The organism is Polynucleobacter bastaniensis (assembly GCF_018882205.1).
In the GTDB taxonomy this organism is placed as follows: Bacteria; Pseudomonadota; Gammaproteobacteria; order Burkholderiales; family Burkholderiaceae; genus Polynucleobacter; species Polynucleobacter bastaniensis.
Map to the genome: position 1 here is coordinate 241,492 of NZ_JACVOU010000001.1, position 26,625 is coordinate 268,116.

Annotated in this window: 23 protein-coding genes and 1 pseudogene; 17 read left to right on the plus strand and 7 right to left on the minus strand. The window is 46.0% G+C overall.

The features are described from left to right. Nucleotides 1-124 precede the first annotated feature (124 nt). Nucleotides 125-2,803 (plus strand): DNA topoisomerase III, encoded by a 2,679-nt coding sequence (locus tag ICN22_RS01320; protein WP_439650966.1) that lies wholly within the window; start codon nt 125-127, stop codon nt 2,801-2,803. Nucleotides 2,804-2,862: 59 nt separating this feature from the next. On the opposite strand, the pseudogene mnmC1 reads toward ICN22_RS01320, so the two are convergent. The 7 genes and pseudogenes from mnmC1 to rpmH all read right to left on the minus strand — a co-directional run. Continuing rightward, nucleotides 2,863-3,864: pseudogene (gene mnmC1 / locus ICN22_RS11095) on the minus strand (FAD-dependent 5-carboxymethylaminomethyl-2-thiouridine(34) oxidoreductase MnmC1); the annotation flags it as partial. A gap of 46 nt (nt 3,865-3,910) precedes the next feature. Then, nucleotides 3,911-5,758 carry a phosphoenolpyruvate carboxykinase (GTP) gene (locus ICN22_RS01325; protein ID WP_216168525.1) on the minus strand — a complete coding sequence of 616 codons (1,848 nt, stop codon included), beginning with the start codon at nt 5,756-5,758 and terminating at the stop codon, nt 3,911-3,913. Nucleotides 5,759-5,848: 90 nt separating this feature from the next. Then, on the minus strand, nt 5,849-7,228 hold the full coding sequence (gene mnmE, locus ICN22_RS01330) for a tRNA uridine-5-carboxymethylaminomethyl(34) synthesis GTPase MnmE (protein ID WP_216168811.1): 1,380 nt from the start codon (nt 7,226-7,228) through the stop codon (nt 5,849-5,851). A 41-nt stretch (nt 7,229-7,269) separates the two neighbouring features. Beyond that, on the minus strand, nt 7,270-8,979 hold the full coding sequence (yidC, locus tag ICN22_RS01335; protein ID WP_216168526.1) for a membrane protein insertase YidC: 1,710 nt from the start codon (nt 8,977-8,979) through the stop codon (nt 7,270-7,272). A gap of 10 nt (nt 8,980-8,989) precedes the next feature. After that, nucleotides 8,990-9,229 (minus strand): membrane protein insertion efficiency factor YidD, encoded by a 240-nt coding sequence (gene yidD / locus ICN22_RS01340; protein WP_216168527.1) that lies wholly within the window; start codon nt 9,227-9,229, stop codon nt 8,990-8,992. Nucleotide 9,230: 1 nt separating this feature from the next. Next, nucleotides 9,231-9,485 carry a ribonuclease P protein component gene (gene rnpA, locus ICN22_RS01345; protein ID WP_255533779.1) on the minus strand — a complete coding sequence of 85 codons (255 nt, stop codon included), beginning with the start codon at nt 9,483-9,485 and terminating at the stop codon, nt 9,231-9,233. 71 nt (nt 9,486-9,556) lie between these two features. After that, nucleotides 9,557-9,691 (minus strand): 50S ribosomal protein L34, encoded by a 135-nt coding sequence (gene rpmH, locus ICN22_RS01350; RefSeq protein ID WP_011903922.1) that lies wholly within the window; start codon nt 9,689-9,691, stop codon nt 9,557-9,559. Nucleotides 9,692-9,913: 222 nt separating this feature from the next. Between rpmH and dnaA the strand changes: the two genes are divergently transcribed. The 16 genes from dnaA (at nt 9,914) to atpB (ending at nt 26,622) form a co-directional block, all read left to right on the plus strand. Further along, a complete protein-coding gene (dnaA, locus tag ICN22_RS01355; protein WP_216168529.1) occupies nt 9,914-11,338 on the plus strand; it encodes a chromosomal replication initiator protein DnaA in 1,425 nt (474 codons plus the stop codon). Between the two features lie 264 nt (nt 11,339-11,602). Then, entirely contained in the window at nt 11,603-12,718 is a 1,116-nt protein-coding gene (gene dnaN / locus ICN22_RS01360; RefSeq protein ID WP_216168530.1) for a DNA polymerase III subunit beta, read from the plus strand. A gap of 11 nt (nt 12,719-12,729) precedes the next feature. Further along, nucleotides 12,730-15,228 (plus strand): DNA topoisomerase (ATP-hydrolyzing) subunit B, encoded by a 2,499-nt coding sequence (gene gyrB, locus ICN22_RS01365; RefSeq protein WP_216168531.1) that lies wholly within the window; start codon nt 12,730-12,732, stop codon nt 15,226-15,228. 5 nt (nt 15,229-15,233) lie between these two features. Beyond that, nucleotides 15,234-15,728 carry an SET domain-containing protein gene (locus ICN22_RS01370; protein ID WP_216168532.1) on the plus strand — a complete coding sequence of 165 codons (495 nt, stop codon included), beginning with the start codon at nt 15,234-15,236 and terminating at the stop codon, nt 15,726-15,728. Nucleotides 15,729-15,742: 14 nt separating this feature from the next. Then, entirely contained in the window at nt 15,743-15,967 is a 225-nt protein-coding gene (locus tag ICN22_RS01375; protein ID WP_216168533.1) for a DUF3717 domain-containing protein, read from the plus strand. 95 nt (nt 15,968-16,062) lie between these two features. Then, nucleotides 16,063-16,830, plus strand: coding sequence for an ABC transporter ATP-binding protein (locus ICN22_RS01380; protein WP_216168534.1), 768 nt, complete (start codon nt 16,063-16,065; stop codon nt 16,828-16,830). Then, a complete protein-coding gene (locus ICN22_RS01385; RefSeq protein ID WP_216168535.1) occupies nt 16,827-17,531 on the plus strand; it encodes an ABC transporter ATP-binding protein in 705 nt (234 codons plus the stop codon). Before ICN22_RS01380 ends, ICN22_RS01385 begins: the two co-directional genes overlap by 4 nt. 22 nt (nt 17,532-17,553) lie before the next feature. Next, complete coding sequence (locus ICN22_RS01390) at nt 17,554-18,777, plus strand: ABC transporter substrate-binding protein (protein WP_216168536.1); 1,224 nt, start codon at nt 17,554-17,556, stop codon at nt 18,775-18,777. Between the two features lie 17 nt (nt 18,778-18,794). Continuing rightward, nucleotides 18,795-19,715 (plus strand): branched-chain amino acid ABC transporter permease, encoded by a 921-nt coding sequence (locus ICN22_RS01395; RefSeq protein ID WP_216168537.1) that lies wholly within the window; start codon nt 18,795-18,797, stop codon nt 19,713-19,715. Beyond that, on the plus strand, nt 19,716-20,645 hold the full coding sequence (locus ICN22_RS01400) for a branched-chain amino acid ABC transporter permease (RefSeq protein WP_216168538.1): 930 nt from the start codon (nt 19,716-19,718) through the stop codon (nt 20,643-20,645). A gap of 243 nt (nt 20,646-20,888) precedes the next feature. After that, on the plus strand, nt 20,889-22,814 hold the full coding sequence (gene mnmG / locus ICN22_RS01405; RefSeq protein ID WP_216168539.1) for a tRNA uridine-5-carboxymethylaminomethyl(34) synthesis enzyme MnmG: 1,926 nt from the start codon (nt 20,889-20,891) through the stop codon (nt 22,812-22,814). Then, a complete protein-coding gene (gene rsmG, locus ICN22_RS01410; RefSeq protein WP_216168540.1) occupies nt 22,807-23,469 on the plus strand; it encodes a 16S rRNA (guanine(527)-N(7))-methyltransferase RsmG in 663 nt (220 codons plus the stop codon). The genes mnmG and rsmG overlap by 8 nt, the downstream gene beginning before the upstream one ends. A gap of 24 nt (nt 23,470-23,493) precedes the next feature. Then, nucleotides 23,494-24,264 (plus strand): ParA family protein, encoded by a 771-nt coding sequence (locus ICN22_RS01415; RefSeq protein ID WP_216168541.1) that lies wholly within the window; start codon nt 23,494-23,496, stop codon nt 24,262-24,264. A 20-nt stretch (nt 24,265-24,284) separates the two neighbouring features. Next, a complete protein-coding gene (locus ICN22_RS01420; RefSeq protein WP_216168812.1) occupies nt 24,285-25,178 on the plus strand; it encodes a ParB/RepB/Spo0J family partition protein in 894 nt (297 codons plus the stop codon). Between the two features lie 24 nt (nt 25,179-25,202). Further along, entirely contained in the window at nt 25,203-25,700 is a 498-nt protein-coding gene (locus ICN22_RS01425; protein ID WP_216168542.1) for an ATP synthase subunit I, read from the plus strand. Nucleotides 25,701-25,734: 34 nt separating this feature from the next. Further along, the gene (gene atpB / locus ICN22_RS01430; protein ID WP_216168543.1) at nt 25,735-26,622 is read left to right on the plus strand and encodes a F0F1 ATP synthase subunit A; all 888 of its coding nucleotides are present in this window, start codon (nt 25,735-25,737) and stop codon (nt 26,620-26,622) included. Nucleotides 26,623-26,625 lie beyond the last annotated feature (3 nt).

Genomic DNA, 26,625 nt, shown 5'->3' on the forward strand with positions numbered 1-26,625 from the left:
TTGTCAATTTATCGGTTAATAATAAAAAAGGGCGTGGAAAAGGTCTAGCCAGGATCTGGTTTAAATTGGTCACCCTTTTTCATCCATAAAAACATCATTTCAAGCTCAAATTTAGGCAAAACGCGTGGCAACTAAAGCATCTACCAAAAAAACCAGCTCCAAGACTTCAAGCGTTGATCAACCTAAAACCCTGATCATTGCGGAGAAACCCTCCGTCGCGAATGACATCGCCAAGGCCTTGGGCGGCTTCACTAAATATGAGGACTATTTCGAGAGCGATGACTTTGTTGTCTCCTCTGCAGTTGGCCATCTACTGGAAATTGCCGCACCTGAAGAATTTGATGTCAAGCGTGGCAAATGGTCGTTTGCAAATCTTCCAGTTGTTCCGCCCTATTTTGACTTACGCCCAATTGCTAAAACTGAATCGCGACTAAAGGTATTACAAAAGCTCATTAAGCGCAAAGACATCAATCAACTCATTAATGCATGTGACGCAGGTCGCGAAGGCGAGTTGATCTTCCGCTTAATTGCACAGCATGCAAAAGCACCGCAGGCTATTAAACGACTCTGGCTGCAATCTATGACGCCAGCAGCTATTCGAGATGGCTTTGCTTCCCTACGCAGCGATACTGATATGCAACCCCTCGCAGACGCGGCACGCTGCCGCTCAGAAGCGGATTGGTTAGTTGGCATCAATGGCACTCGCGCCATGACAGCATTCAACAGCAAGAGTGGTGGATTCTTTCTAACGACAGTAGGTCGAGTACAGACGCCCACACTATCAATCGTAGTTGAGCGTGAAGAACTCATTCGTAAATTTATCTCCAAAGACTATTGGGAAGTGAAGGCAGAGTTTGTTGCTGCGGCTGGCGTATATGAAGGACGCTGGTTTGATCCTAAATTTAAGAAAGATACTGCGGCTCCAGATGCACGCGAGAATCGTCTCTGGAGTGAAGCTGCCGCACAAAGTATTGTGGCTGCGTGTCGCGATAAAAAAGCGAGCGTTAAAGAAGAAGCCAAGCCAGCAACTCAATTAGCGCCTCAACTGTTTGATTTAACGAGCCTGCAACGTGAAGCAAATGCGCGCTTTGGGTTCTCTGCTAAAAATACTTTGGGCTTGGCCCAAGCGCTTTATGAGCGCCATAAAGTGCTGACTTATCCACGTACTGATGCTAAGGCCTTGCCTGAAGATTATTTAGATACCGTGAAACAGACCATGGAAAACTTGGCTGAAAACTCACAAGAATATCGCTCTTTCGCTAAACAAATCTTACAAGGTGATCCCAAGGATCCAAAAGCTAAGGCAGGATATGGCTGGATCAAACCGAACAAACGCATTTTTGATAATTCAAAAATATCCGACCACTTTGCGATCATTCCTACCCTAGAGTCCCCAAAAACCCTCAGCGAACCAGAACAAAAACTATATGACTTGGTTGTCCGTCGCTTCTTAGCGGTCTTTTATCCAGCAGCCGAATTCCGCGTCACCACTCGTATCACTGAAGCGTCGGGACATCACTTTAAAACTGAAGGTCGCGTACTGGTCACGCCGGGTTGGCTAACGGTATATGGCAGATCCAATCAAGCGGATGATGAGCTAGTAGCTGTGCAAGAAGGCGAAACCGTCCAAAATGAATCTATTGCGGCGATCCCATTAAAAACCAAGCCACCAGCGCGCTATACCGAAGCAACTTTGTTATCGGCAATGGAGAGTGCTGGCAAATGGGTAGATGATGATGACATGCGCGAAGCCATGGCAGAAAAAGGCTTAGGTACACCTGCAACCCGTGCCGCCATTATTGAAGGTCTGCTGGCAGAGCGGTATATGGTGCGCGAAGCACGTGAGCTAATACCAACTGCTAAAGCATTCCAATTGATGACGCTCTTGCGCGGCTTAGATGTTGAAGAATTAACCAGGCCCGATCTCACAGGCAGCTGGGAAAATAAACTCTCCCTGATTGAGCGTGGTGAGATGAATCGCGATACCTTCATGCAAGAAATTGCGCAGATGACGCAACGCATCGTCAAGCGCGCTAAAGAGTATGACAGCGACACCATTCCCGGTGACTATGCAACCATGTCTACGCCGTGTCCTCACTGCAAAGGCGCTGTTAAAGAAAACTATCGCCGCTTTGCATGCGAGAAGTGTGGATTTACGATTAGCAAAACTCCGGGTGGCCGTGCATTTGAATATCCCGAGGTAGAAGAGCTGCTGCGTGAAAAAACCATTGGGCCATTGCAGGGATTCCGCAGCAAGATAGGTAGGCCATTTGCAGCAATTATAAAGTTAAGCGAAATTCCTGAAGATGATGCTGATTATCCAAATGCAGGCTTTAAGCTTGAATTTGATTTTGGCAATACTCAAGAAGATGAATCTGAGGCAATCGACTTTACTGGCCGACAGGCTTTAGGCGTATGTCCCAAGTGTTCTGGTGCTGTATACGAAGATGGCATGCGCTACTTGTGCGAAAGAAACACCGGCCCAGATAAGTCATGTGATTTCAAAACCGGTAAGGTTGTTTTACAACAGGAAATTTCTGCTGAGCAAGTTCAAAAATTGCTTACCGAGGGCAAAACCGATCTGCTAACGAACTTCAAATCTAACCGAACTGGCCGTGGCTTTAAGGCTTATCTTGCCTTGGGCGCTGATGGCAAAATTGGTTTTGAGTTTGAGGCAAAAGCACCTAAAGCAGGTTCTGATGCTAAAGCGCCAGCAAAGAAACGTGCAGGCGCCAGTGCTGCCACCAAGTCTGTAGCAAAACCTAAGCGAGCCAGCAAAGCGAAATCGTCTTCGAGCACTTGAGCTGTAACCAGCTTAGCCGCTAAGGCTGACCAAAGTGCGCCTCTCGACCCCAGGGCTGTTGCTAAAAATATTCCTGGGCGTTGAGTTAGCGCGCCAATGATTGGCAAACGATCGCCCGCAACACAGCGAATGCCCACAAAGCTTCCCGCCTTTTGAAGTTCCTCTGCATCGCTCTCTAGATAATTTAATAACCCTTTTGCTTGCTCGCGATTAAAGTCATCGCTTGAATTCCAATCTCGAAGATCCGATTTGTCCTCATCAAAACTAGAGCCCACTATCCACTCGTAACTTCCATCGGGCAATTTTTTTGCGGGCAAGCAGTAGCCGTCGCCAGATATCGCGACGAGAGGCAGTTTTGGTGCCCACGTACTATTTTGATCAACAGAAAAAATACTGAGTTGTCCACGTACTGGCCTCAAAGGGAGTCGCACATCGATGCTTTCAACCAAGCTTTTGGTTTCTAATGCTGCCGCTATCACGACTTTGCTAGCGGTCATGATGGGCTGATCTTGAGAGTTAATTAACTGCCAGCCCGCATCGACTTTCTCTAGTCGAGCTACAGGGGTATTCCAGTGACATGTCAACTTTGGGTGGGGCCTTAGGACCTCCTGCGTTGCCTCAGATAAATTGAGTGACGCGCCTCGTGGAAGCCAAATGCCGTCTTGATTAATACCGCAGATTTGTAATGCCTCATTTGCATAAAGTGCTTGAGCCATGTCCTCATCGTGATCCAGTGATTTCAGATAAGTAGCGATATCGTCACGACTGAAATCTCTGTCTCTCTTGTTTGGTTGAAAGATGCCATGCTGTTTCCAGACCTTTCCCCAGCGAGCCTCTGCCATCAAAAATGCAATGCGGGTTAAGCGTAATAAGCGAGGGGCGCCTCGTCCAACATGAGGATGAGCAATGGCGTATGCGTGACTTGAACATGCAGATGCAGGGCGGGGAGCAGAGTCAACAATGCAAACTGATTGGCCGCGCTCGAGTAACTCACTGGCAATGCACGCACCCGCAATGCCTGCCCCAATCACCACAATGTCATGGTGTTGGGGTGAGGTCATTCAATAATGATGTTGTTGAAAAAGCTTCTTAAATTTCTAGGGGCGCCTAGGCGTTTAAGCGCTTCTCGATTTTGCTACGGGCTTCGATCAGCTCTTTTGGCAAGCGCTCGCCTAAATGCGCAAATAACTCTGAATGAAGTTCGAGCTCATTTTTCCAGTCGCCTGTAGCAACGGCAATGGCTTTCTCAAACTTCTCTACTGAGTAATCGAGACCATCCCAATGCATATCAGCGTGTTCTGGGCAGATACCAAATGCGGTCTCTGTACCCTTAGCCGTACCTTCAGCACGGTCCAAAATCCAAGAAAGTACGCGCATATTTTCACCAAAGCCAGGCCAAATAAATTTGCCATTTTCATCCTTGCGGAACCAGTTCACGCAATAGATCTTTGGCAATACAGCGCCATCGGCTGCAAGCTTGCTACCGATATTCAACCAATGTTGGAAGTAGTCGCTCATGTTGTAACCAGCAAATGCAATCATTGCAAATGGATCGCGACGTACAACACCTACTTGGCCAGTAATCGCGGCAGTGGTTTCAGAGCCCATTGTTGCGGCCATGTAAACACCTTCCACCCAATCACGCGCTTCGCTCACCAATGGGACTGTGTTTGAGCGACGACCGCCAAACAAGAACGCATCAATTGCTACGCCTTCCGGATTATCCCAATTAGGATCAACCGCAGGGTTATTTGTAGCGGCTACAGTAAAGCGTGAGTTTGGGTGGGCAGCTTTACGACCAGCGGCGCCATCAGCAGGAGTCCAGTCTTTACCTTGCCAGTCAATTAAGTGTGCTGGAGGTGTCTCAGTCAAACCTTCCCACCACACATCACCATCATCAGTTAAACCGACGTTAGTGAAGATCACATCTTGGTTTAATGAATCTAAGCAGTTTGGATTGGTTTGACGGTTTGTTCCTGGAGCAACGCCAAAGTAACCAGACTCTGGGTTGATAGCAAATAAACGCGTCTTACCCGTTACGGCATCTTTGCGCGGCTTGATCCATGCAATGTCGTCACCGACTGTGGTGACTTTCCAGCCCTCAAATCCCTTTGGGGGAATCATCATGGAGAAGTTGGTTTTTCCGCAGGCTGATGGGAATGCCGCGGCAATGTGATACTTCTTGCCCTCGGGGGACGTTACACCCAAAATCAACATATGCTCAGCGAGCCAGCCTTGGTCGCGTCCCATGTTAGATGCAATGCGCAATGCGAAACATTTTTTACCCAACAAAGCGTTGCCACCATAACCAGATCCGAAAGACCAAATTTCGCGTGTCTCTGGATAGTGCACGATGTACTTGGTTTTGTTATTAGGCCAAGCAACGTCTTTTTCACCGGCGGCCAATGGCTTACCAACAGTGTGAATGCAAGGAACAAATTCGCCGGTAGCGCCAAGCTGATCAATGACCGCCTTGCCCATGCGGGTCATCAAGCGCATATTGATAGCAACATATGGGCTATCAGAAAGCTCAACACCGATGTGCGCAATTGGAGAACCAATTGGGCCCATAGAGAATGGCACTACATACATTGTTCTACCGCGCATGCAACCATCAAATAATGGTTCGAGGGTTGCGCGCATTTCGCTTGGCTCAACCCAGTTGTTAGTTGGGCCCGCATCCTCTTTATTTGCAGAGCAGATAAAGGTGCGGTCTTCTACGCGAGCTACATCATCAGGATCTGACAATGCTAAGAAAGCATTTTTGCGTTTAGCAGGGTTAAGGCGCTTGAACACGCCTGCGCTTACCAACAATTCACAAAATTCATCATATTCAGATTGGGAGCCGTCGCACCAGCGAATTTTGTCTGGCTTGGTTAAGGCGGCTACATCTGCAACCCATTGAATCAGCTTTTGGTTTTTTACGTACTCAGGCGTATTGCTATTGACGGTCATGTGAATCCTATGAAATGTAATATTTTTGATCACACTATTTTAACATTTCGGGCGTCTTTTTTATGGACTAAGCTGCCAAGAGCAAGTCTTTTATTTGCCAATACAAAATTGACTAAATATCTTGCCCAAAAGATCGTCTGGGAGTAGCTTCCCAGTAATTTGTCCGAGTTGATCTTGTGCCAAACGGAGCTCTTCTGCAAATAACTCCAGCGATACATTGCCATTAGCGGCAAATTGCTGAGATTGCTCTAGGTGGGTAGTAGCCCTATCTAAGCAATCTAAGTGCCGCCTGCGCGCCACAATCACGCCCTCCTGAGAGCCACCCCAGCCTACCAACTCTAAAATTTTCTGTTTTAGAACCTCGATGCCCTCGCCCGTCTTAGCTGAAATGAACAAAGCTTGCTTTCCATCTTGATTAAGAATGGTGTCACCCAATAGATCTGATTTATTGTTGACCTCCAGCACAGGGCACTTAGGCGGGAGCGCTTTCAGTATTTGCGCTTTTAGCTCCAAAATTTCGGCGCTATCGCTTGTTTCCGTAGAGTTTGGATCTATCAGAAAAATAACTAGGTCTGCGGCCCCAATGGCCTCCCATGATCTTTCGATCCCCTTGGCCTCAACTAGATCGCTGGTTTCACGCAAGCCTGCGGTATCAATGATGTGCATAGGAACATCGCCGATGGTAATGCTCTCCTTAACGCGGTCTCTTGTGGTTCCTGCGATAGGCGTAACAATTGCCACCTCCTCGCCAGCTAGGAGATTCAGAAGAGAGCTTTTCCCAACGTTAGGCGCGCCAGCCAAAACCAGCTGGATGCCGTCTCGCAAAATTTTGCCTTGTTTCGCCCCCTCCCTCAGCGCATGCAACTTTTTCATAACAGCGCTCACGCGTTCGCGGGCTTGAGCATTCTCTAAGAACTCAATCTCCTCCTCGGGGAAGTCTAGGGTTGACTCCACCAAAATGCGCAGCTGAGTGATCTCTTCAATCAGACTGTTGATGTCACTTGAGAAGGCGCCTTGCAAGGAGCGTGCTGCGCCACGTACCGCTGCCGCACTTTGAGCGTCGATTAAATCTGCAATCGCCTCCGCTTGGGCTAAATCAATTTTGTTGTTCAGGTAGGCTCGTAAAGAAAATTCGCCGGGCTCGGCAATTACCAAGCCTTGATCTTTTCCCAACTCAAGACATCGCTTCATTACTAACTCTAAAAGCTGCGGTCCACCATGGCATTGCAGCTCGAGGACATCTTCACCCGTAAAAGAGGCGGGTGCTGCAAAGTAAATAGCGAGGAGTTGGTCGATGGACTCGCCCTGCGCATCTCTAAGTGTCAGCAAGTTGACCTGCCGAGGCTTAAGCGCCTTATTAAACAAGGCCATGGCCATAGGCAAAAGCTGAGGTCCGCTAATGCGAATGACGCCGACACCTGCTTTGCCAGGTGCGGTGGCAAGTGCAATGATGGGCAGCTTTCTCGTCATCATTGCGGGCACTCCGTATATATTTTTCAGCAGCTAAAAATTTATTTAGCCAACCTCTTTCCAAACATTTGATTGATCTGCCATTGTTGAGCGATCGACAGTAGGTTGTTTACTACCCAATATAGAACCAAGCCCGCAGGGAAGAAGAAGAACATGATCGAAAACACGATGGGCATGTACAGCATTACCTTGGCCTGAATAGGATCTGGAGGGGTTGGGTTTAGTTTGGTTTGGACAAACATCGACAAAGCCATGACGATTGGCAAAATTCCGATGGGGAAAAGTTGTGTAATGCCTAAGAGGTCGCTAATTGAAGTGTCTGGGAGTGATAGGTCGTGCACCCATAAAATCCAAGGTGCGCCTCGCAACTCAACAGATGACAACAACACCCAGTACAACGCGATAAATACTGGAATCTGAATCACCACCGGCAAACAGCCGCCCAAGGGATTAATCTTTTCTTTACGATACATCTCCATCATGGCCTGATTCATTTTTTGTGGCTCACCCTTGAACTGCTCTTTCATGGCGACCAAACGGGGTTGTACCTCCTTCATGCGCGCCATCGATTTATAGCTCGCGGCCGACAGTGGGAAGAACACCAACTTAATCAAGATAGTCAATAAAATAATTGACCAGCCCCAGTTACCAACATAAGAATGGATATTGTCCAAAAGCCAAAAAATAGGTTTTGCCAAAATGGTTAAGTAGCCATAGTCTTTGAGCAACTCAAAACCTGGAGCAATTGTTTCTAATACGCGCTCTTCTTGTGGGCCGACAAATAATCTGGCCTTTTCCACAACAGTAGAGCCTGCAGAAACTACTCCTAGCGGAGTTTGCATACCAATTCGGTATAGATTGTTATCAATTTTGTTGGCGTAGATATCACGTACAGCCTTATCACTCGGAATCCATGCGCTAGCAAAATAGTGCTGAACCATGGCAATCCATGCGGGCTCGCCTGCAGCTACCTGAGAAGGAAGGGTGATTTTGTTTTTATCTATTGCCGTGAATTCAAGCTTATTAAACTTTTCTTTATCTGTATAGGCCGCCAGCCCAGTGAATGTACTTGCTGAAAATGCGCCGTCAAAAGGGCCAATTTTTTGCTCTTGGGAAGCATCACGAACAATCTCGGTATATAGAACGAGTGGGTTGGGGTTGTTGGCGGTTTGTGTAATACGGTGCCCAATATCTACAACATAACTTCCTGGGTTAAGGATGAAAGTTTTTTCAAGCTTAACGCCATTGCGCTCGCTAACCAAAATAATAAATGGGCGGCCTGATTCATCTTTTCCAGACTGAGCCAACTTGAAGTTGCTGGTGTGGTTTGGAAGGTCGCTGTTTAAAGAAATCAAACCAGAGCGCGCAAAGTATTTGTGTGTGGGCGTGTACTGAAATAACTCAACAGGTTTGTTTTCTGGCGTGAAAGACTTTAGTAATCTTGCATCCACGACATTTGCACCGCTTGAGCTAATTTTCAAGACGAGAACATCGTTCTGTAGTGTGAACTTTTCCGCGCCCGTCATTGCATCACCATTAATAATTGGCGTTGTTGCTATAACTGGTGCACTCGACAGTTGGGCTGGAACATCAGCTTTGCTAGTGGCTGCAGGATTATTGGCGGGGGTCGGAGCGCTCGTTAAGGGCCTACCAAACATCGATGGTTTTCCTTCATGAACTTGCCAGTTGTTGTACAACAACAGGCCTGACATGGAGAAGACCGCCCAAAGAATTGTTTTTTTAAAGTCCATTTGCATTCACTTAATGATGATGAGGTGTTGTTTTTACTGCGGGGTCGTGTCCGCCTTGTGACCATGGATTACAGCGCAAGATGCGCCATACCATCAGCCTGAAGCTTTTTAAAAATCCATAATTAGCAAAGCAGTCGCAGGCATATTGTGAGCACGAGGGGATGAATTTACAGTGCATGCCAACAAAAGGGCTGAAGGTTATTTGATAAAGCCTCACAAGCTTAATAGCCAACTTATTAAGTGGGCGCACGCTAAATCAGCCCCGCAATTTGGGCTCGCAGGCTTTCTTTTTCTTTGTTCCGGAGTCTGCCGCGCGTTTCTCGACCAATTGGTTTTTTTAGCTTCACCACAACATCGCTATTCAGGTTTGTTGTTTGAGCGCTTTTGACCAACTCACGAATCATGCGCTTTAGTTGGTTGCGATCTACAGCACGTTTAGCCAGTTTTTTAGCTACCGCAATACCTAAATCTGGCTTTTCGCCCTGATTTGGGGAAGCCGAATACAAACCCCAACACAAACTTGTCTTGGGGCGTGTTTTTAGTAACTCAGAAATCCTGGCGCTATTCAACTGCTAAATTAAACGGCGAGGCGTTTGCGACCTTTGGCGCGACGGGCATTTAATACCGCGCGTCCACTCTTGGTTTTCATGCGAATACGGAATCCGTGAGTGCGTTTACGACGTGTTACTGAGGGTTGGTATGTTCTTTTCATGATTCATCCTGCAAAACCCAGTATTTTCCTTGTTGCCCAGCAAAAGGTCAACCGCTATAGAGGAATATATAGGTATTTTTCTCTATTTATTTGGCAGCAATTCAACAAACCATTAATTTGTATGGGGTTTTTTATGTTATTCACAAGTTATCCACAGGTTTTCCACGTTTTTCTGGCTTGTGGATAACTTTATGGGGTCGCTACAATGAATCCTCTAAAAATATGAGCAACCTACAGAACCCTATTACTTTGAACTCACTCAACCCGCTGGGGTTTTGGGACGGTGCACTTGGTGCGCTTGCTCGCGAGCTTTCCCCCCAACAATTTAAAACTTGGATCCAGCCCCTGAGCCTGGTTTCTTTCGATGAGAGTGAGCAATCACTCGTCGTAGGAGCACCAAACAGATTTAAGCTCGACTGGATTAAGAAAACCTTTTCTGACCGCCTTCAAGAGTTGGCAGACCAGTATTTTGGCCACCCAATCAACCTTAGCTTTGTGCTTAGTGTTGAAGGGGTGGGCGCCCAAACGGTGCAACTCAATACAAACCAGGAGCCTCCAGCTCAGCAAGGGCCTGTGGTAATCGCAGATAACAACTCCACCGAGGAGCAAGCTTTTGAGATTGAAGATCACTCAAAACTGAACCCCAACCTTACCTTTGATACATTTGTTACTGGTAAGGCAAATCAATTGGCTCGGGCTGCGTCGATCCAGGTTGCCCATAACCCAGGAACCTCTTACAACCCCATGTTTTTGTATGGCGGGGTGGGTTTGGGTAAAACCCACCTGATTCATGCAATCGGGAATCACCTGCTAAAAGAAAAGCCTGGCGCCCGGATTCGATACATTCACGCCGAACAATACGTCTCTGATGTGGTTAGGGCTTATCAACAGAAGGCATTTGATCGCTTTAAGCGCTACTACCACTCCTTAGACTTGTTGTTGATCGATGACATTCAGTTTTTTAGTGGTAAATCCAGGACTCAAGAGGAGTTTTTTTATGCCTTTGAAGCCCTTTTAAGCAATAAAGCTCAAGTCATCATCACAAGTGACACCTACCCAAAGGAAATGGCCGGGATTGATGATCGCCTCATTTCTCGATTTGATTCCGGCTTGACGGTGGCCATTGAACCGCCAGAGCTAGAAATGCGGGTTGCTATCCTAATGAAAAAGGCTTTGGGCGAAGGCATCCCCATGAGTGAGGATGTTGCCTTCTTTGTTGCCAAACACCTTAGATCTAACGTACGAGAGCTGGAGGGGGCGCTGAGGAAGATATTGGCGTTTGTTCGTTTCCACGGCAAAGAGGTCACAATTGAAGTGGCTCGCGTGGCTTTAAAAGACCTTTTGTCAATACAAAATCGGCAAATTTCAGTCGACAATATTCAAAAAGCGGTGGCTGACTTTTATAGCATCAAAGTTGCCGACATGTATTCCAAGAAACGCCCTGCAAACATTGCTCGTCCAAGGCAAATTGCTATGTTTATGGCAAAAGAGTTAACCCAAAAAAGTCTCCCAGAAATTGGTGAGTTGTTTGGGGGGCGGGACCACACAACCGTTCTGCATGCGGTTCGGAAGATTGGTGAGGAGCGCTCTCATGATGGGCAACTTAACCACGAAATCCACGTTATTGAGCAAACCCTAAAATCTTAGGTTTTTGCCTGTGGATAAGGTTGTGGATAGCTCAATGAATAAGTTTGTGGATTGTGTGTGGATAAATTGTGGAAAGATGGCGCTTCATGCAAAAATAGGGTGTTGATGAAAAGTTATTAAAGATTTATGCACGGTTTATACAGGGGTTTTCCACAGGTTTTTTTCTTTTCAATGGATTGTTTTATATAGGACTTTTGACTTATCCACAGAAATCACAAACCCTATTACTACTACTAATAAGATATATACAAGGATTTAAAAGCAATGCAACTCGTGAACACTTCAAGGGATAGTTTATTAAAGCCACTTCAGGTTGTTAGTGGCATTGTTGAACGTCGACACACTTTGCCAATCTTGGCAAACTTGTTATTTAAAAAGCAAGGTGACAAGGTGTCGTTTATCTCGACTGATATAGAAATTCAAATTACAACCAATGCCAGTTTTGGTGTTGGTGCAGAAGACGTAACAACGACGGTAGCTGCAAGAAAGTTGCTTGATATTTTACGAGCACTCCCAGAGGGGCCGGTTGCATTAAACCTTAAAGACAACAAGATGGTTGTACAAAGCGGTAAAAGCCGCTTTTCTCTACAAACCCTATCCGCAACAGAATTTCCTGTTATGCAAAGTATTGGAGAGGTAACAGCGAGCTGGAGAATGACTCAAAAGAGCTTTCGCCAATTAGTTAGCCAAGTTCATTTTGCAATGGCGCAGCAGGATATTCGTTACTACCTTAACGGGATGTTGTTGGTTGTTGAGGGCAAACAGGTGATTGCTGTGGCTACTGACGGTCATCGTTTGGCGTATTCTCAGGTTGAGCTGGCCGAAGTTCCGGTAGGCTCTGGACAAAGACAAGAAATCATTATTCCTCGAAAAACAATTCTTGAGTGTCAACATTTACTTGAAGACTCAGACGAGATGCTGGAGATGAGTCTCACATCCAATCAAGTGAAATTCACCTTTGGTGATATCGAATTAATTTCAAAGCTAGTTGAGGGTAAATTCCCCGATTTTCAAAGGGTGATCCCTAAAGGTCACAAAAACTCATTAGTTGTTGGACGTGATGTTTTGCAATCCGCACTACAACGCGCTGCAATTTTGACAACCGACAAATTTAAAGGTGTACGTTTTTCTTTATCACCAAATCGAATCACGGTCCAATCAACCAATGCTGAGCAAGAAGAGGCGCAAGAGGAGATTGAAACCGAATACAGCGGTGATGAGGTTGAAATTGGCTTTAATGTAAGTTATTTATTAGATGTTTTATCAAACTTGAAGAATGAAAAAATTCAAATTAGTTTAGGTGATGCCAATAGTAGTGCGGTTATTACCCTGCCTGGTTCTGAAGACTTTAAGTATGTTGTGATGCCAATGCGTATTTAATTTAGAAAAAAATGACTGAAGAAAAAAAAGTAGTAGAGCAGTATGGTGCATCATCAATTCAAATCTTAGAAGGTCTTGAAGCTGTTCGTAAACGCCCAGGAATGTACATTGGAGACACCTCTGATGGCACAGGCTTACACCATTTGGTTTTTGAGGTTTTAGATAACTCGATTGATGAGGCGTTAGCTGGTTATTGTTCTGAAATTACCGTAGTCATACAAACTGACAACTCCATTTCTATAGTTGATAACGGCCGTGGCGTTCCAACAGGCATTAAATACGACGACAAACACGAACCAAAAAGAAGTGCTGCTGAAATTGTGATGACGGAGCTGCATGCTGGTGGTAAGTTTGATCAAAATAGTTACAAAGTTTCCGGCGGCTTGCACGGGGTGGGTGTTAGTTGCGTAAACGCACTCTCTAAATGGCTAAAACTGACCATTCGTCGCGATGGCAAAGCGCACTACATGGAGTTTGCCCGCGGCGTTATTCAGAATCGGAATATTCAAGAGGAGGATGGTGTTGCTACATCGCCAATTACCATTACTGGCGATACAACCCTGTCTGGAACCGAAGTTCACTTTCTAGCAGACGAAACCATATTCGGAAATGTCGAGTTTCATTACGAAATACTTGTTAAGCGTATTCGCGAACTCTCGTTTTTAAATAATGGTGTTCACATTAAATTAATTGATCAACGCTCTGGTCAAGAAGAAGATTTTGCTTTCTCCGGCGGAGTAAAAGGTTTTGTTGAATACATCAACCAAACAAAAAATGTTTTACATCCCAATATTTTTTACGCCGAAGGCATTCGCCCATCCGATTTAGGCGGCAACATCACGGCTGAAGTGTCAATGCAGTGGAATGATAGTTTTAGTGAGCAAGTTTTATGTTTTACCAACAACATTCCCCAGCGCGATGGTGGCACTCACTTAACAGGATTGCGTGCGGCAATGACGCGCGTGATTAATAAATACATTGACGAGCATGAGGTTGCAAAAAAAGCTAAGGTAGAAATTTCTGGCGATGATATGCGCGAAGGGCTTGCTTGTGTGTTGTCAGTCAAAGTTCCAGAGCCAAAATTTTCAAGTCAAACAAAAGATAAATTAGTTTCTAGTGAGGTTCGGGGGCCGGTAGAGGAAATTGTTGCCGAAGCCTTAAGTGCTTATTTACAAGAGCGCCCAGCCGACGCCAAAATTTTGTGCGGAAAAATAGTAGACGCTGCCCGCGCTCGTGAAGCAGCCCGCAAAGCCCGTGATATGACCCGTCGCAAAGGTGTATTAGATGGCCTGGGGCTTCCTGGAAAATTGGCAGATTGCCAAGAAAAAGACCCCACAAAATCTGAGTTGTTTATTGTCGAGGGAGATTCTGCGGGCGGCTCTGCAAAGCAGGGCCGAGATCGTCGCTTCCAGGCAATTCTTCCTCTTAAAGGAAAAATCCTGAATGTGGAGAAGGCGCGTTTCGACAAGATGCTGGCAAGCCAAGAGGTGGTTACTTTAATTACCGTGCTTGGGACTGGCATTGGCGCTGAAGAATATAGGGCCGACAAACTCCGCTATCACCGCATTATCATCATGACCGACGCTGACGTTGATGGAAGTCACATACGCACGCTTTTACTCACCTTCTTTTATAGACAGATGCCCGAATTAATTGAGCGGGGCCACATCTATATTGCTCAACCACCTTTATACAAAGTCAAGTTTGGCAAGAATGAGCAATATATAAAAGATGACGCCGAACTCAATCAACTGCTTTTGAAAATTGCTCTTGAGTCAGCATCACTACAAACCCCAACAGGTGAAATTATTGTAGGCGCCGCATTAGACGAGCTGGCCAAGCACTATCAAGTGATTCAGTCTATTGTTGACCGCCTATCACGAACTATTGATGAAGATGCTTTGCGCGCCATTGCCTCTGGCACCCAATTAAATTTAGACACAGAAAAGTCAGCCCAAGAGTCTGCGGAACGCTTGCGCATTGCGCTCACAGAATCTCTAAATCCCTTGGCGCTTCCACCTGAAATTATTGTTCAAAAAGAAGAGCGTACAGATCGCTACAAGCTACTGTTATCCCGTCGTATTCATGGCAACTTGAAATTGTCGGCTATCAACTCCGATTTTGTTCACGGCGATGACTATCAAAGCCTAGCGAATGCTGCAGCGGTTTTATCTGGCAAGGTGTTGCCAGGCTCGAAGGTGCGCCGCGGAGATCCAGATAAAAATCAAAAAGAGCAATCGATCCAAAATTTTAGGGCTGCCTTTGCGTGGTTACTTTCAGAGGCTGAACGCGTTCTCAGTCGTCAGCGTTATAAAGGCCTTGGTGAGATGAACCCCTCCCAACTGTGGGAAACCACAATGGACGCAGGATCACGCACCTTGCTCCAAGTGAAAATTGAAGATGCGATTACTGCCGACCAAGTCTTTACTACCCTAATGGGTGACGAGGTTGAGCCGCGTAGAGCCTTTATTGAAAGAAACGCCTTAATTGCGCGTAATTTGGATGTTTGATTTAAATGAGTAAAAAGAAATTGGCGGCTCCAAAAATTGATCGTTCGCGCATTGTTGTTAAGTCTTCACCCATACATGGAAAGGGTGTTTTTGTTGCGAAGCCAATTAAAAAGGGTGACGCGATCATTGAGTACAAGGGTGAGCGAATTAGTTGGAAGTTAGCAGAAAAGCGTCACCCACACGACCCAAAAGACCCAAACCATACCTTTTACTTTTCACTAGAAGATGGCCGTTGTATTGATGCGAAGTATGGTGGAAACGCTGCTCGCTGGATCAACCATTCTTGCAAGCCGACTTGTGAAACCCGGGAGGACAGCTTTGGTGGTGAGTCTCGTGTATTTATCTATGCCAAAAAAGACCTTAAGGTGGGTGAGGAGCTTTTTTACGACTACTCCCTTGGGGTTGATGGCCGTCTTACCAAGCAAATGAAAAAAGATTATGAGTGCCGCTGCGGCGCTAAGAAATGTCGAGGCACCATGCTGTCTCTCGATAAGAAGTAAATTCTTTTTTCAGTATGTTGTTTATTACCATTCAAGATTTAGAGGCAGCAATTAATTATTGGCGTAGCCAATCACCTGCTATTGGTGAGGAGCTTCGCTTGTGTCCAGAGGCCTCTGCTCTTGCAAAACCATATGCTCTTATGATTGTTCAGGGCGCCCAAAGGGTTCCTGTGGACGTTTTGGACGAGGTGGCAAGATTGGCAATTCAGAAATTTCTAAATACTACCCGGGCGAATTAATCATTACGCCCTCAATGTTTTTAGGGTTATCGCTATATTAGTCGGCCCCCTCTTAGGGTATCCTCAAACTCTTGCCTATAGATGGGTATAAGGATTTGAGCTTGCAAGAGACAATATTAAAAACAACTGGCCTTGGAAAGACATTCAAAGGTTTTTCTGCAGTAAGTGATGTCAATTTAGATGTTGCTCGGGGAACTATTCACGCCCTTATTGGGCCCAATGGCGCCGGCAAAACAACCTGTTTTAACCTGCTTACTAAGTTTTTAGAGCCCTCCAGCGGCCAGATTTTGTTTAACGGCTTCGACATAACCAAGGAACGACCAGCTCAAATAGCGCGTCGTGGGGTTGTCCGCTCATTCCAAATTTCAGCTGTTTTTCCACACCTTACTGTTTTGGAGAATATTCGTGTTGCACTGCAGCGAGGATTGGGTACCGAATTTCATTTTTGGAAGTCTGGAAACTCACTAAACGTGCTCAATGAGCGCGCTGAACAGCTTTTGTTAGAAGTGGGTTTGGCAGACTTTGCCCACGAGGAAACGCTAAATCTAGCCTATGGCCGCAAAAGAGCCTTAGAAATTGCCACCACCATGGCAATGGAGCCTGAATTAATGTTGTTGGATGAGCCAACACAGGGCATGGGACATGAAGATGTAGAGCGTGTTACCGAGCTAATTGATCGGGTTGCCAAGGGTCGCACCATTTTGATGGTTGAGCACAATATGAGGGTGGTTTCTTCTATAGCGGACCGCATCACGGTATTGCAACGAGGTTCAGTGTTGGCTGAGGGCTCCTACCAAGAGGTTTCCAATAATCCCCTGGTGGTTGAGGCTTACATGGGCAGTCATGGGGGTGATGGCACATGAGCACGATGGCGCTGGAGGTTAAAAACCTCGAGTCTTGGTATGGCGAGTCCCACATTCTTCATGGTGTGAATTTTGCTGTTCGTGATGGTGAAGTGGTTACCCTTCTAGGTCGCAATGGTGCTGGTCGCAGCACTATCTTAAAAACTATTTTGGGTCTAACTAGCAAAAGAACGGGCTCGGTAGAAATTTATGGCAACCAAACCATTGCAATGCCAACCTACAAAATTGCCCGCTTGGGTGTTGGTTATTGCCCGGAAGAGCGTGGCATCTTTGCCAGCTTAAGTGCTGAGGAGAATTTGTTGCTCTTGCCAGATATTGCTCCTGGCGGCATGGGTTTGGATGAGATTTATGAAATGTTCCCCAATCTCTATGAGCGACGCAACAGTCCCGGCACAAGACTATCGGGTGGCGAGCAGCAAATGCTCGCAATGGCGCGCATTCTGAGAACGGGTGCCAAGCTATTACTGTTAGATGAGATTACTGAAGGTTTAGCGCCGGTGATTGTTCAAAAGCTGGGCGAGGTAGTTACCAACCTGCGGAACAAGGGTTTTACGATTGTGTTGGTGGAGCAAAACTTTCGCTTTGCCGCCCCCTTAGCTGATCGGCATTACGTGGTTGAGCATGGCAATGTAGTTGAGGCTGTTAATCAAAATGAGCTTACGGAAAAAGCAAGCTTGTTAAATGAGTATCTTGGTGTTTAGTGGTTATTTATAGGAGACATAAATGAAGTTAAAGCAAATTACCGCATGCCTGGTGGCGGCAACCTTTTTTGGTTCAAACCCAGCATTTTCACAAACTGCTAAAGTCAGTGGTGACGTAGTCAAGATTGGTGTTTTGACCGACCTCTCTTCAACTTATTCTGATTTGGCTGGTCCGGGTGCGGTGATTGCTGCAAAAATGGCGATCGCTGATTTTTCAAAGGACGGTACCGTTATCGGCAAGAAGATTGAGCTGCTGAGTGCCGACCATCAAAACAAGGCAGATATCGCCGCAAACAAAGCGCGTGAGTGGTACGACAAAGATGGTGTGGATGTCATTGTTGAATTGGTGTCTACCAACGTCGCACTCGCCGTCATGGAAGTGGCGGAACAAAAGAATAAGATTACCCTGGTATCTGGCGCAGCATCTTTGCCAATTACCAATGAAAAATGTACCGCTAATAACGTGCATTGGACTTATGACACTTATGCACTTTCAAATGGTACTGCTAAGGCTGTTGTAAAGCAGGGTAAAAAGAACTGGTATTTCCTTACTGCTGACTACGCTTTCGGAGCAGCTTTGGAGAAAGACTCAACCAACGTTGTTAATGCTAATGGCGGCAAGGTGTTGGGAACCAGCAAGCATCCATTCCCGAACAGCGATTTTTCTTCGTACTTATTGAAGGCTCAAGCTAGTGGCGCTGATGTTGTTGCCTTGGCAAATGCGGGTCAAGACACAATTAACTCCGTTAAGCAGGCCTCCGAGTTTGGTATTAATAAAAAACAAACGGTTGTTCCTTTGCTGATGTTTATTTCTGATGTTCACTCTTTGGGCTTAAATGCCGCTCAAGGCATGTACTTAACCGAAGGTTTCTATTGGGATAAAGACGACAAGACGCGCGCCTTCGCTAAACGTTTTATTTTGCAACATAAGCGTATGCCGACTAGTGTTCAGGCTGGTGTTTACTCGTCAGTTCTTGCTTACTTAGCTGCAGTTCAAAAAGCAGGCACTGACGACACTCAAGCAGTAATGAAGACTTTGAGATCTACCAATATTGATGATGGATTGTTCAAAGGAAAAATCCGCGCCGATGGTAAGTTCGAGCATGATATGTATTTGCTAGAAGTGAAAAAGCCATCTGAATCTACCAGCCCATGGGATTACTACAACGTCAAAGCAGTTATCCCAGCCGCTGAAGCAACACAACCACTTTCATTGTCACGATGCAAGTTGGTTGCTAACAAGTAATTGGTTTTTTAACAAGCATGTTTGAACTTCTTGGAATTACCCCTCAAGGGCTGGTTGCTCAGCTCTTGGTGGGGCTTCTCAATGGCTCTTTTTACGCTATTCTGAGTTTGGGTTTGGCCATTATTTTTGGCCTACTCAACATTATTAATTTTTCTCATGGTGCCCAGTACACCATGGGCGCTTTCGTTGCGTGGATTGGCTTGACTCAAATTGGCCAATGGTTTGGCTTTCCTGAGCTCTCAATTAATTATTGGTTTGCACTAATTTTAGTGCCCTTGGTTATGGGGGGATTCGGCTTGATTCTTGAGCGCACAATGCTCAAGCGTCTTTACCATCTTGACCATCTTTATGGCCTGTTATTAACTTTTGGATTGGCTCTCATTATTGAGGGCATGTTCCGCCACTGGTATGGAATTTCTGGTGAGAGTTATCCAGCCCCCGAACTATTACAAGGGGCCATTCCCTTGGAGTCGATTGGCATTATTTTGCCGAAATACCGCTTGTGGGTGGTGGTTGCTTCTTTAGTGGTTTGTCTCTCGACCTGGTACGTTATTGAGAGAACGAAGTTGGGCTCTTATCTTCGTGCCGGAACTGAAAATCCAAAACTACTTCAGGCGTTCGGTATTAACGTACCTTTGATGATTTCTTTGGCTTATGCATACGGTGTTGGCCTAGCTGGCTTTGCTGGCGTTTTGGCTGCACCGATTTTTCAAGTCAACCCACTGATGGGTTCGAACTTAATTATTGTAGTTTTTGCGGTGGTGGTAATTGGCGGCATGGGCTCCATCATGGGCTCTATTTTGACTGGTCTTGCTTTGGGTTTAATTGAAGGCCTAACCAAAGTGTTTTATCCAGAAGCATCGGGCGTAGTAATTTTTGTGATCATGGCAATTGTGTTGCTCATTCGTCCTGCTGGACTTTTTGGCCGGGAGAAATAAGTGAGCTCAAAAATAAAACTGCTTTATGGCATTTTGGTTTTAATTGCGCTACTGCTTCCTTTTCAGGACTTTATCTATTTAGTTTTTGCTATGAAGGTGTTGTGCTTCGCGCTTTTTGCTTGCGCCTTTAACTTGTTGCTAGGCTTTACTGGACTTCTTTCTTTTGGGCACGCTGCCTTTTTCGGAACCTCTGCCTACATCACTGCCTATCTTTGCAAAGAGGCTGGCCTGTCTCCCGAGTTTGGAATAGTGTTGGGCATCTTGGGTTCTGGCATCTTGGGATTTTTGATTGGCTCTTTAGCAATTCGTCGGCAAGGCATTTATTTTGCGATGGTGACACTGGCCCTCTCCCAAATGGTTTACTTCTTGGCTGTTCAGCTTCCGTTCACGGGCGGCGAGGACGGCATTCAAGGTGTGCCACGCGGCCTGTTGTTTGGTTTGGTTGACTTAAAAAATGACGTCAACATGTATTACTTTGTACTGGTTGTTTTCTTGCTTGGATTTGCTCTGATTGTTCGAACCGTCCACTCACCATTTGGCCAGGTTTTAAAAGCGATTCGTGAAAACGAACCTCGCGCAGTTTCTTTGGGTTATGACGTTGATCGCTTCAAACTTATTTCCTTTGTAATATCAGCCGCGCTTGCAGGTCTTGCGGGTTCCTTGAAAACCTTAGTCTTTCAGTTGGCAACATTGACTGATGTGCATTGGCATATGTCGGGCGAAGTTGTTTTAATGACTTTGTTGGGTGGCATGGGAACCATCCTTGGCCCAGTAGTTGGCGCGGGCATTGTGGTTGGCTTACAAAACTATCTAGCCAATATTGGATCTTGGAGCACCATTGCAACCGGATTTATTTTTGTCATTTGTGTTTTGGCTTTCCGTCGAGGCGTTGTTGGTGAAATCACCCACTTTTTTAAGAACAAGAACTGAACCGGTTTTTTAATGAGTTTTTTAGTGCGGCGCTTCGGCGCCATACTCATTTAAGGCTGTCTGTTTTCCAGTTTAAGTACGGCGCTACTTTGAGTGAGGCGTATTTTTATCCCCTACTGTATAAATATTCAATTAAATCAATAGCTTACATAATAATTATTGTGTATGTTGTTATTTAGGTGTGGATTTGTTTCACGTGAAACCTACAAAATGCTATGATCATCGCCCTATCTGAGGCAAATCATGCGCTATTCAAAGAACTTCGATGTCATTGTCGTTGGCGGCGGTCACGCCGGCACTGAGGCCGCGCTTGCGGCTGCACGCATGGGATGCGATACCCTGCTCGTAACTCATAGCATTGAGAGTTTGGGTGCCATGAGCTGCAACCCCTCAATCGGCGGGATTGGCAAAGGCCACTTAGTCAAAGAGATTGATGCAATGGGCGGCGCTATGGCAGCAGCCACTGATGAGGCTGGTATTCAGTTTCGGATATTGAACTCAAGCAAGGGGCCTGCCGTTCGCGCAACCCGCGCACAAGGTGACCGGGTTTTATACAAGGCTGCGATTCGTCGCCGTCTCGAAAATCAAGAAAACTTGACCCTTTTCCAAGCTGCTGTAGATGACCTCCTGGTTCAGAGTGATGAAGTTCAGGGTGTAGTTACGCAATTGGGTCTAAGGTTTATGGCCAAGAAGGTGGTGCTAACTGCTGGCACATTCTTGGATGGGAAGATTCACGTTGGCTTAAATAATCATGCTGGTGGGCGAGCTGGCGATCCGGCCGCTGTTTCTTTGTCGGCTAGATTGAAAGAGTTGAAGCTTCCTCAGGGAAGATTAAAGACTGGCACCCCACCCCGGATTGATGGGCGAACCATTAATTTCTCGGTGATGTTAGAGCAGCCAGGAGACTTGGATCCGGTCCCTGTTTTTTCATATTTAGGCCGGCCTGAGCAGCATCCAAAGCAAGTGCCTTGCTGGATCTCCCATACAAATGAACAAACACACGACATTATTCGGGGTGGTTTAGACCGCTCCCCAATGTATAGCGGTGTTATTGAGGGGGTTGGCCCACGTTATTGCCCCTCTATTGAGGACAAGATCCATCGTTTTGCCTCCAGAAATAGCCACCAAATCTTTTTAGAGCCTGAAGGCCTAACAACAAATGAGTTTTACCCCAACGGCATCTCTACTAGCCTGCCCTTTGATGTTCAGTGGGATTTGGTGCGCAGCATTCGTGGTCTAGAGTCTGCGGTAATTGTGCGTCCTGGCTATGCTATTGAGTACGATTTTTTTGATCCACGCCATTTGCGCCATAGCTTAGAGACCAAGGCAATTACAGGCCTGTACTTTGCTGGCCAGGTTAATGGCACAACAGGCTATGAAGAGGCAGCTGCCCAAGGCATGCTTGCCGGCATCAACGCTGGTTTGGCGGCGCAAGGTAAAGAGCCATGGTTGCCTAAGCGCAGCGAGTCCTATATTGGCGTCTTAGTGGATGATCTTATTACCTTGGGCGTTCAAGAGCCCTATCGCATGTTTACAAGCCGAGCAGAATACCGCCTAAGCCTGCGTGAAGATAATGCGGATCTGCGCCTCACTACTATTGGTCGTGAACTAGGCTTAGTGGACGATTACCGCTGGAATACATTTTGCAGGAAACAAGAGGCTGTTTCACGTGAAACATCCCGCTTACAAGATATTTGGATTGGTCCAAAGCATGGTTCAGCAAAGGCCGTTTCTGAGCTTTTAGGTCAAGATTTATCCCATGAGTGTAGTTTGGCAGACCTTTTAAGGCGCCCCGGCATTACTTATGAGGCAGTTACCAGTCTGTCCGAGGGTCTTTGGTCGCCAGGAACACTGGATGACGATTTGGGCTTAGCGCAGCAAATTAGCGATCAGGTTGAAATTTCGATTAAATACCAAGGCTACATAGAGAGGCAAGCTTTGGAGGTTGCTCGGCAAGAACACAACGAGACTTTTCCATTGCCAGAAACTTTGGATTACACCCAAGTAGTCGGCCTATCTAAAGAGGTGCAGCAAAAGCTCAATCTGCATAAACCGGGCACCTTGGGTCAGGCTGGCAGGATATCTGGAGTTACGCCTGCGGCCCTCTCTCTGTTGTTGGTCCATCTTAAAAAAGGTCTAGGCCGCACCCAAGAAGAAGTTCATGAGTAATGATTTGGTCTTTTTGGGGATTGAGAGTTTGGGCCTTAATCTGAGCCCTGCCAATATCTCGGATTTAGAGCTTTTCTTGCAGGAAATGGGCCGCTGGAACCGGGTCCATAATTTAACTGCAATTGAAGGCGAGAAAGACTCAGTTAGATTGCATCTCATTGATTCTATGACAGTTTTACCAGTAATGCGCCGCTTTATAGGCTTACCAAACCCCAAAATTGCGGACCTTGGGTCGGGCGGCGGTTTGCCTGCAATCCCAATTGCTATTTTGCAGCCGGAGTGGCATTTGACTTTGATTGAGGCTATTCGTAAAAAGACAGCATTTTTGCAGCATGTGCGCGGTAAGTTGGGTTTAAAGAACATTCAGGTCTTGAGCGAGCGCGTTGAGGCAGTAGCGAAATCACAGCCAGGTCAGTTTGACGCGGTGATTTCTAGGGCATTTACTAATCTTGCCCATTTTTTAGAGCTGTCCTTGCCCCTGCTCACGCCCAATGGCCTCATATTTGCCATGAAGGCTAAGCGCGCTGATGAAGAGTTGCAGGACGTTTGTATGGACGACTGGCGACTGGTGGCCGATGAGACCCTAGAGATTCCGAATTTGGCGGTGGAACGCCGACTTTTAGTTTTAACCCCTGTGAGAAAATTACCCCTTTAAAGCGCGACATTTTTAAGAAAAATTATGGCCAAAATATTCTGTATTGCAAATCAAAAAGGCGGGGTTGGCAAAACCACTACCACTGTTAATTTGGCCGCTGGTTTAGCTGGACATCAGCAACGTGTTTTATTGGTGGATTTGGATCCACAAGGTAATGCGACGATGGGCTCAGGAATTGAAAAAGCAGATCTCAACAGCACTGTGTATCAAGTCTTGATTGGTCTTTCGACAGTAAAAGAATCCGCAGTCCCTTGCGAGAGCTCTGGATACGATGTTTTGCCAGCAAACCGCGATTTGGCAGGCGCAGAAATTGAGTTAGTAGATTTGGATTCGCGCGAACAAAGATTGAAAGATGCACTTGCTCTTGTTGCGAATGACTATGACTTTATTTTGATTGACTGTCCCCCTGCGCTATCTTTGTTAACACTAAATGGATTGTGTGCAGCGAATGGCGTGATCGTACCAATGCAATGTGAATACTTTGCATTGGAAGGCCTGTCGGATTTAGTGAATACGATTAAGCAAGTTCACGCAAACTTAAATCCTGATTTAGTGATCATCGGTTTATTGCGCGTGATGTTTGATCCGCGCATGACTTTGCAACAACAAGTTTCTGATCAACTACTTGAGCACTTTGGCGATAAAGTATTTAAGAGCATCATTCCTCGCAACGTCCGCCTGGCCGAAGCCCCGTCCTATGGTCTTCCTGGGGTGGCGTTTGATAAGACATCGCGTGGCTCAAAAGCCTACTTAGAGTTTGGTGCCGAGATGATTGAGCGCATTAAGCAAATGTAAAAACTAGGAACAATAAAAATATTATGGCTGCAATCAAGAAAAAAGGTTTGGGTCGTGGCTTAGAGGCACTCCTTGGCGATAAGGCACAAAAAGAAACCACAGCTGAGATTAATCGTTTGCCATTAAGCGCATTACAGGCTGGCAAATATCAGCCGCGTCAAAAAATGGAAGCGGGCGCATTGCAAGAGTTGGCAGAAAGTATTCGCGAGCAAGGTGTGATGCAGCCTTTGTTAGTGCGCTTGGTTGCCCCCGGCAAATACGAAATTATTGCTGGTGAACGTCGCTTTCGTGCGGCAACTTTAGCTGGTTTAAAAGAGGTGCCTGTATTAGTTTCTGGAGCAAATGACCAAGCTGCTGCTGCAATGGCTTTAGTTGAGAACATGCAGCGCGAAGATCTCAATCCGCTGGAAGAATCTCAGGGCCTTGCAAGGTTAATTGAGGAATTTGGTTTTACGCATGAGCAAGCAGCAAAAGCGGTGGGTAAGTCACGTAGCGCTGTAAGTAATTTATTGCGTTTAAACCAGTTGGCAAAACCAGTGCAGGCCATGCTCTTGGCGGGCGATATTGATATGGGCCATGCCCGCGCTTTACTGCCTTTGCCTGGGGCAAGCCAAGTTGCTTTGGCGCAAAGAATTGCTGCCCAGGGCCTATCCGTCCGTGAAGCCGAGAGAATGGCTACTGCCCTAGCGCTTGCTGGCGGTCAAATTGGGGACAAAAAAGCCAAAACTAAGGCAGAAGGTGGCGCACCAAGTCGCGATCCAGATATGCGTCGCTTAACTCAAGAAATCGCTGATTTGATTGGCTTAAATGCAGAATTTAAGTTTAAAGGCAAGGGTGGTGAGCTCAGAATCCGCTTTAGCCAATTTGATGAGCTAGATTCCCTGTTAAAAAAATTGGGTATTGGGGCAGATTAAAGCCCTTTTACTTCGCCTCGAGAAATGAATTTTGTGAAAAAAGAACGGCCAGCTCCAATGCATCAATGGGATGAAATCGATAGCGACTCCTATAAAGCTCTAAGCAAAGATGAAATGGATGCATTGCGTAAGGCAAAGCCAGACAATTTTGGGTTAATGAATTCGTGGTGGATTGTTTTAAGTCAGGCAGTACTAACCTTAGCGATTGCTACTGCCTGCTTTGTTTTTTCTGGCCAGGCCGATAAAAGCGTTTATACTTATTCGGCTTTGGTAGGCGGTTTGATTGGGTTTTTACCCTCAGCTTTATTTTTGGTGCGTTTAGAAGCAGCAAAAAAGAATGTAAAATCAAGCCCTGGTGGATATTTAGCAGCAGTGGTTTCTGGCGAATTTATAAAAATCGTAGCAACCGCTCTCCTCTTTATTGGCTTTGCCTTGAAGCAACCTGATTTGAAATGGATTCCATTGCTTGTCACTTATTTGGCTACGCTCAAATGTTATTTGCTAGCGTGGTTTTGGAAGTAACAGGTGGTAAATATACATAAGGACAAGTTTAGAGATGTCTAGCGAAGTCAACGCAGCAGGAGCGGCCCATCAAGTGGCGAGCGAACCGCTTACACCCACTGCTTATATTGCTGAGCACTTACAAAACCTCAATAATATTGGCGGGGCGCAAACCTCAGTTATTGATTTCAGCATCATTAATTTAGATACCATCTTTTGGACCTCGGTAATGGGGTTGATCACAGTTTTTCTGCTGATGCTTGCTGCACGTAGGGCATCTCCTGGCGTTCCTGGTCGCTTTCAATGTTTGATTGAAATGTTAGTTGAGATGGTCGATAACCAGACCAAAAGCATTGTTCATGGCGATAGAAGCTTTATTGCCCCGCTCGCCCTGTTTGTTTTTTGCTGGATTATTCTTCTAAATACCTTGGACTTGGTGCCGGTAGATTGGATCTTTGGGGTTAATCAATTTATTGGTGGTTTCGGAGTTCATATTCCTCATCACAAGATAGTCCCCACCACCGATCTGAACGCAACCTTCGGTCTATCTTTTTCAGTTCTGCTGTTGGTGTTCTTTTACAGTTTCAAAGTCAAAGGCCTTGGAGGCTTTTTGCACGAGCTGGTTTCAGCGCCCTTTGGTGCAAAGTGGTACTTGGCACCTTTTAATCTGATATTGAACATCATTGAATATATTGCTAAGGGCGTTTCCCTTGGCATGCGACTTTTTGGCAACATGTACGCAGGAGAGCTATTATTTTTGCTTATCGCCCTTTTGGGAAGCATGTGGACCTTTAACTTAGATTTGTACATGCTTGGCTTCGTCGGCAACGTGATTGCAGGCTCAGCTTGGGCAATCTTTCACATCTTGGTTATTTTGTTACAAGCATTTATTTTCATGATGTTGACCTTGGTTTACATTGGGCAAGCCCACAGCCACCATTAACTT

Excerpts from the sequence above, each read along its gene's own strand:
- mnmE (WP_216168811.1), bottom strand. The coding sequence starts at position 7,228 with ATGACGAGAAAGCTGCCCATCATTGCACTTGCCACCGCACCTGGCAAA.
- rpmH (WP_011903922.1), bottom strand. The coding sequence starts at position 9,691 with ATGAAAAGAACATACCAACCCTCAGTAACACGTCGTAAACGCACTCAC.
- dnaA (WP_216168529.1), top strand. The coding sequence starts at position 9,914 with ATGAGCAACCTACAGAACCCTATTACTTTGAACTCACTCAACCCGCTG.
- ICN22_RS01375 (WP_216168533.1), top strand. The coding sequence starts at position 15,743 with ATGTTGTTTATTACCATTCAAGATTTAGAGGCAGCAATTAATTATTGG.
- rsmG (WP_216168540.1), top strand. The coding sequence starts at position 22,807 with ATGAGTAATGATTTGGTCTTTTTGGGGATTGAGAGTTTGGGCCTTAAT.
- ICN22_RS01370 (WP_216168532.1), top strand. The coding sequence starts at position 15,234 with ATGAGTAAAAAGAAATTGGCGGCTCCAAAAATTGATCGTTCGCGCATT.
- atpB (WP_216168543.1), top strand. The coding sequence starts at position 25,735 with ATGTCTAGCGAAGTCAACGCAGCAGGAGCGGCCCATCAAGTGGCGAGC.
- ICN22_RS01325 (WP_216168525.1), bottom strand. The coding sequence starts at position 5,758 with ATGACCGTCAATAGCAATACGCCTGAGTACGTAAAAAACCAAAAGCTG.
- ICN22_RS01415 (WP_216168541.1), top strand. The coding sequence starts at position 23,494 with ATGGCCAAAATATTCTGTATTGCAAATCAAAAAGGCGGGGTTGGCAAA.
- dnaN (WP_216168530.1), top strand. The coding sequence starts at position 11,603 with ATGCAACTCGTGAACACTTCAAGGGATAGTTTATTAAAGCCACTTCAG.
- mnmG (WP_216168539.1), top strand. The coding sequence starts at position 20,889 with ATGCGCTATTCAAAGAACTTCGATGTCATTGTCGTTGGCGGCGGTCAC.
- ICN22_RS01395 (WP_216168537.1), top strand. The coding sequence starts at position 18,795 with ATGTTTGAACTTCTTGGAATTACCCCTCAAGGGCTGGTTGCTCAGCTC.
- yidC (WP_216168526.1), bottom strand. The coding sequence starts at position 8,979 with ATGGACTTTAAAAAAACAATTCTTTGGGCGGTCTTCTCCATGTCAGGC.
- gyrB (WP_216168531.1), top strand. The coding sequence starts at position 12,730 with ATGACTGAAGAAAAAAAAGTAGTAGAGCAGTATGGTGCATCATCAATT.
- ICN22_RS01425 (WP_216168542.1), top strand. The coding sequence starts at position 25,203 with ATGAATTTTGTGAAAAAAGAACGGCCAGCTCCAATGCATCAATGGGAT.
- ICN22_RS01390 (WP_216168536.1), top strand. The coding sequence starts at position 17,554 with ATGAAGTTAAAGCAAATTACCGCATGCCTGGTGGCGGCAACCTTTTTT.
- ICN22_RS01385 (WP_216168535.1), top strand. The coding sequence starts at position 16,827 with ATGAGCACGATGGCGCTGGAGGTTAAAAACCTCGAGTCTTGGTATGGC.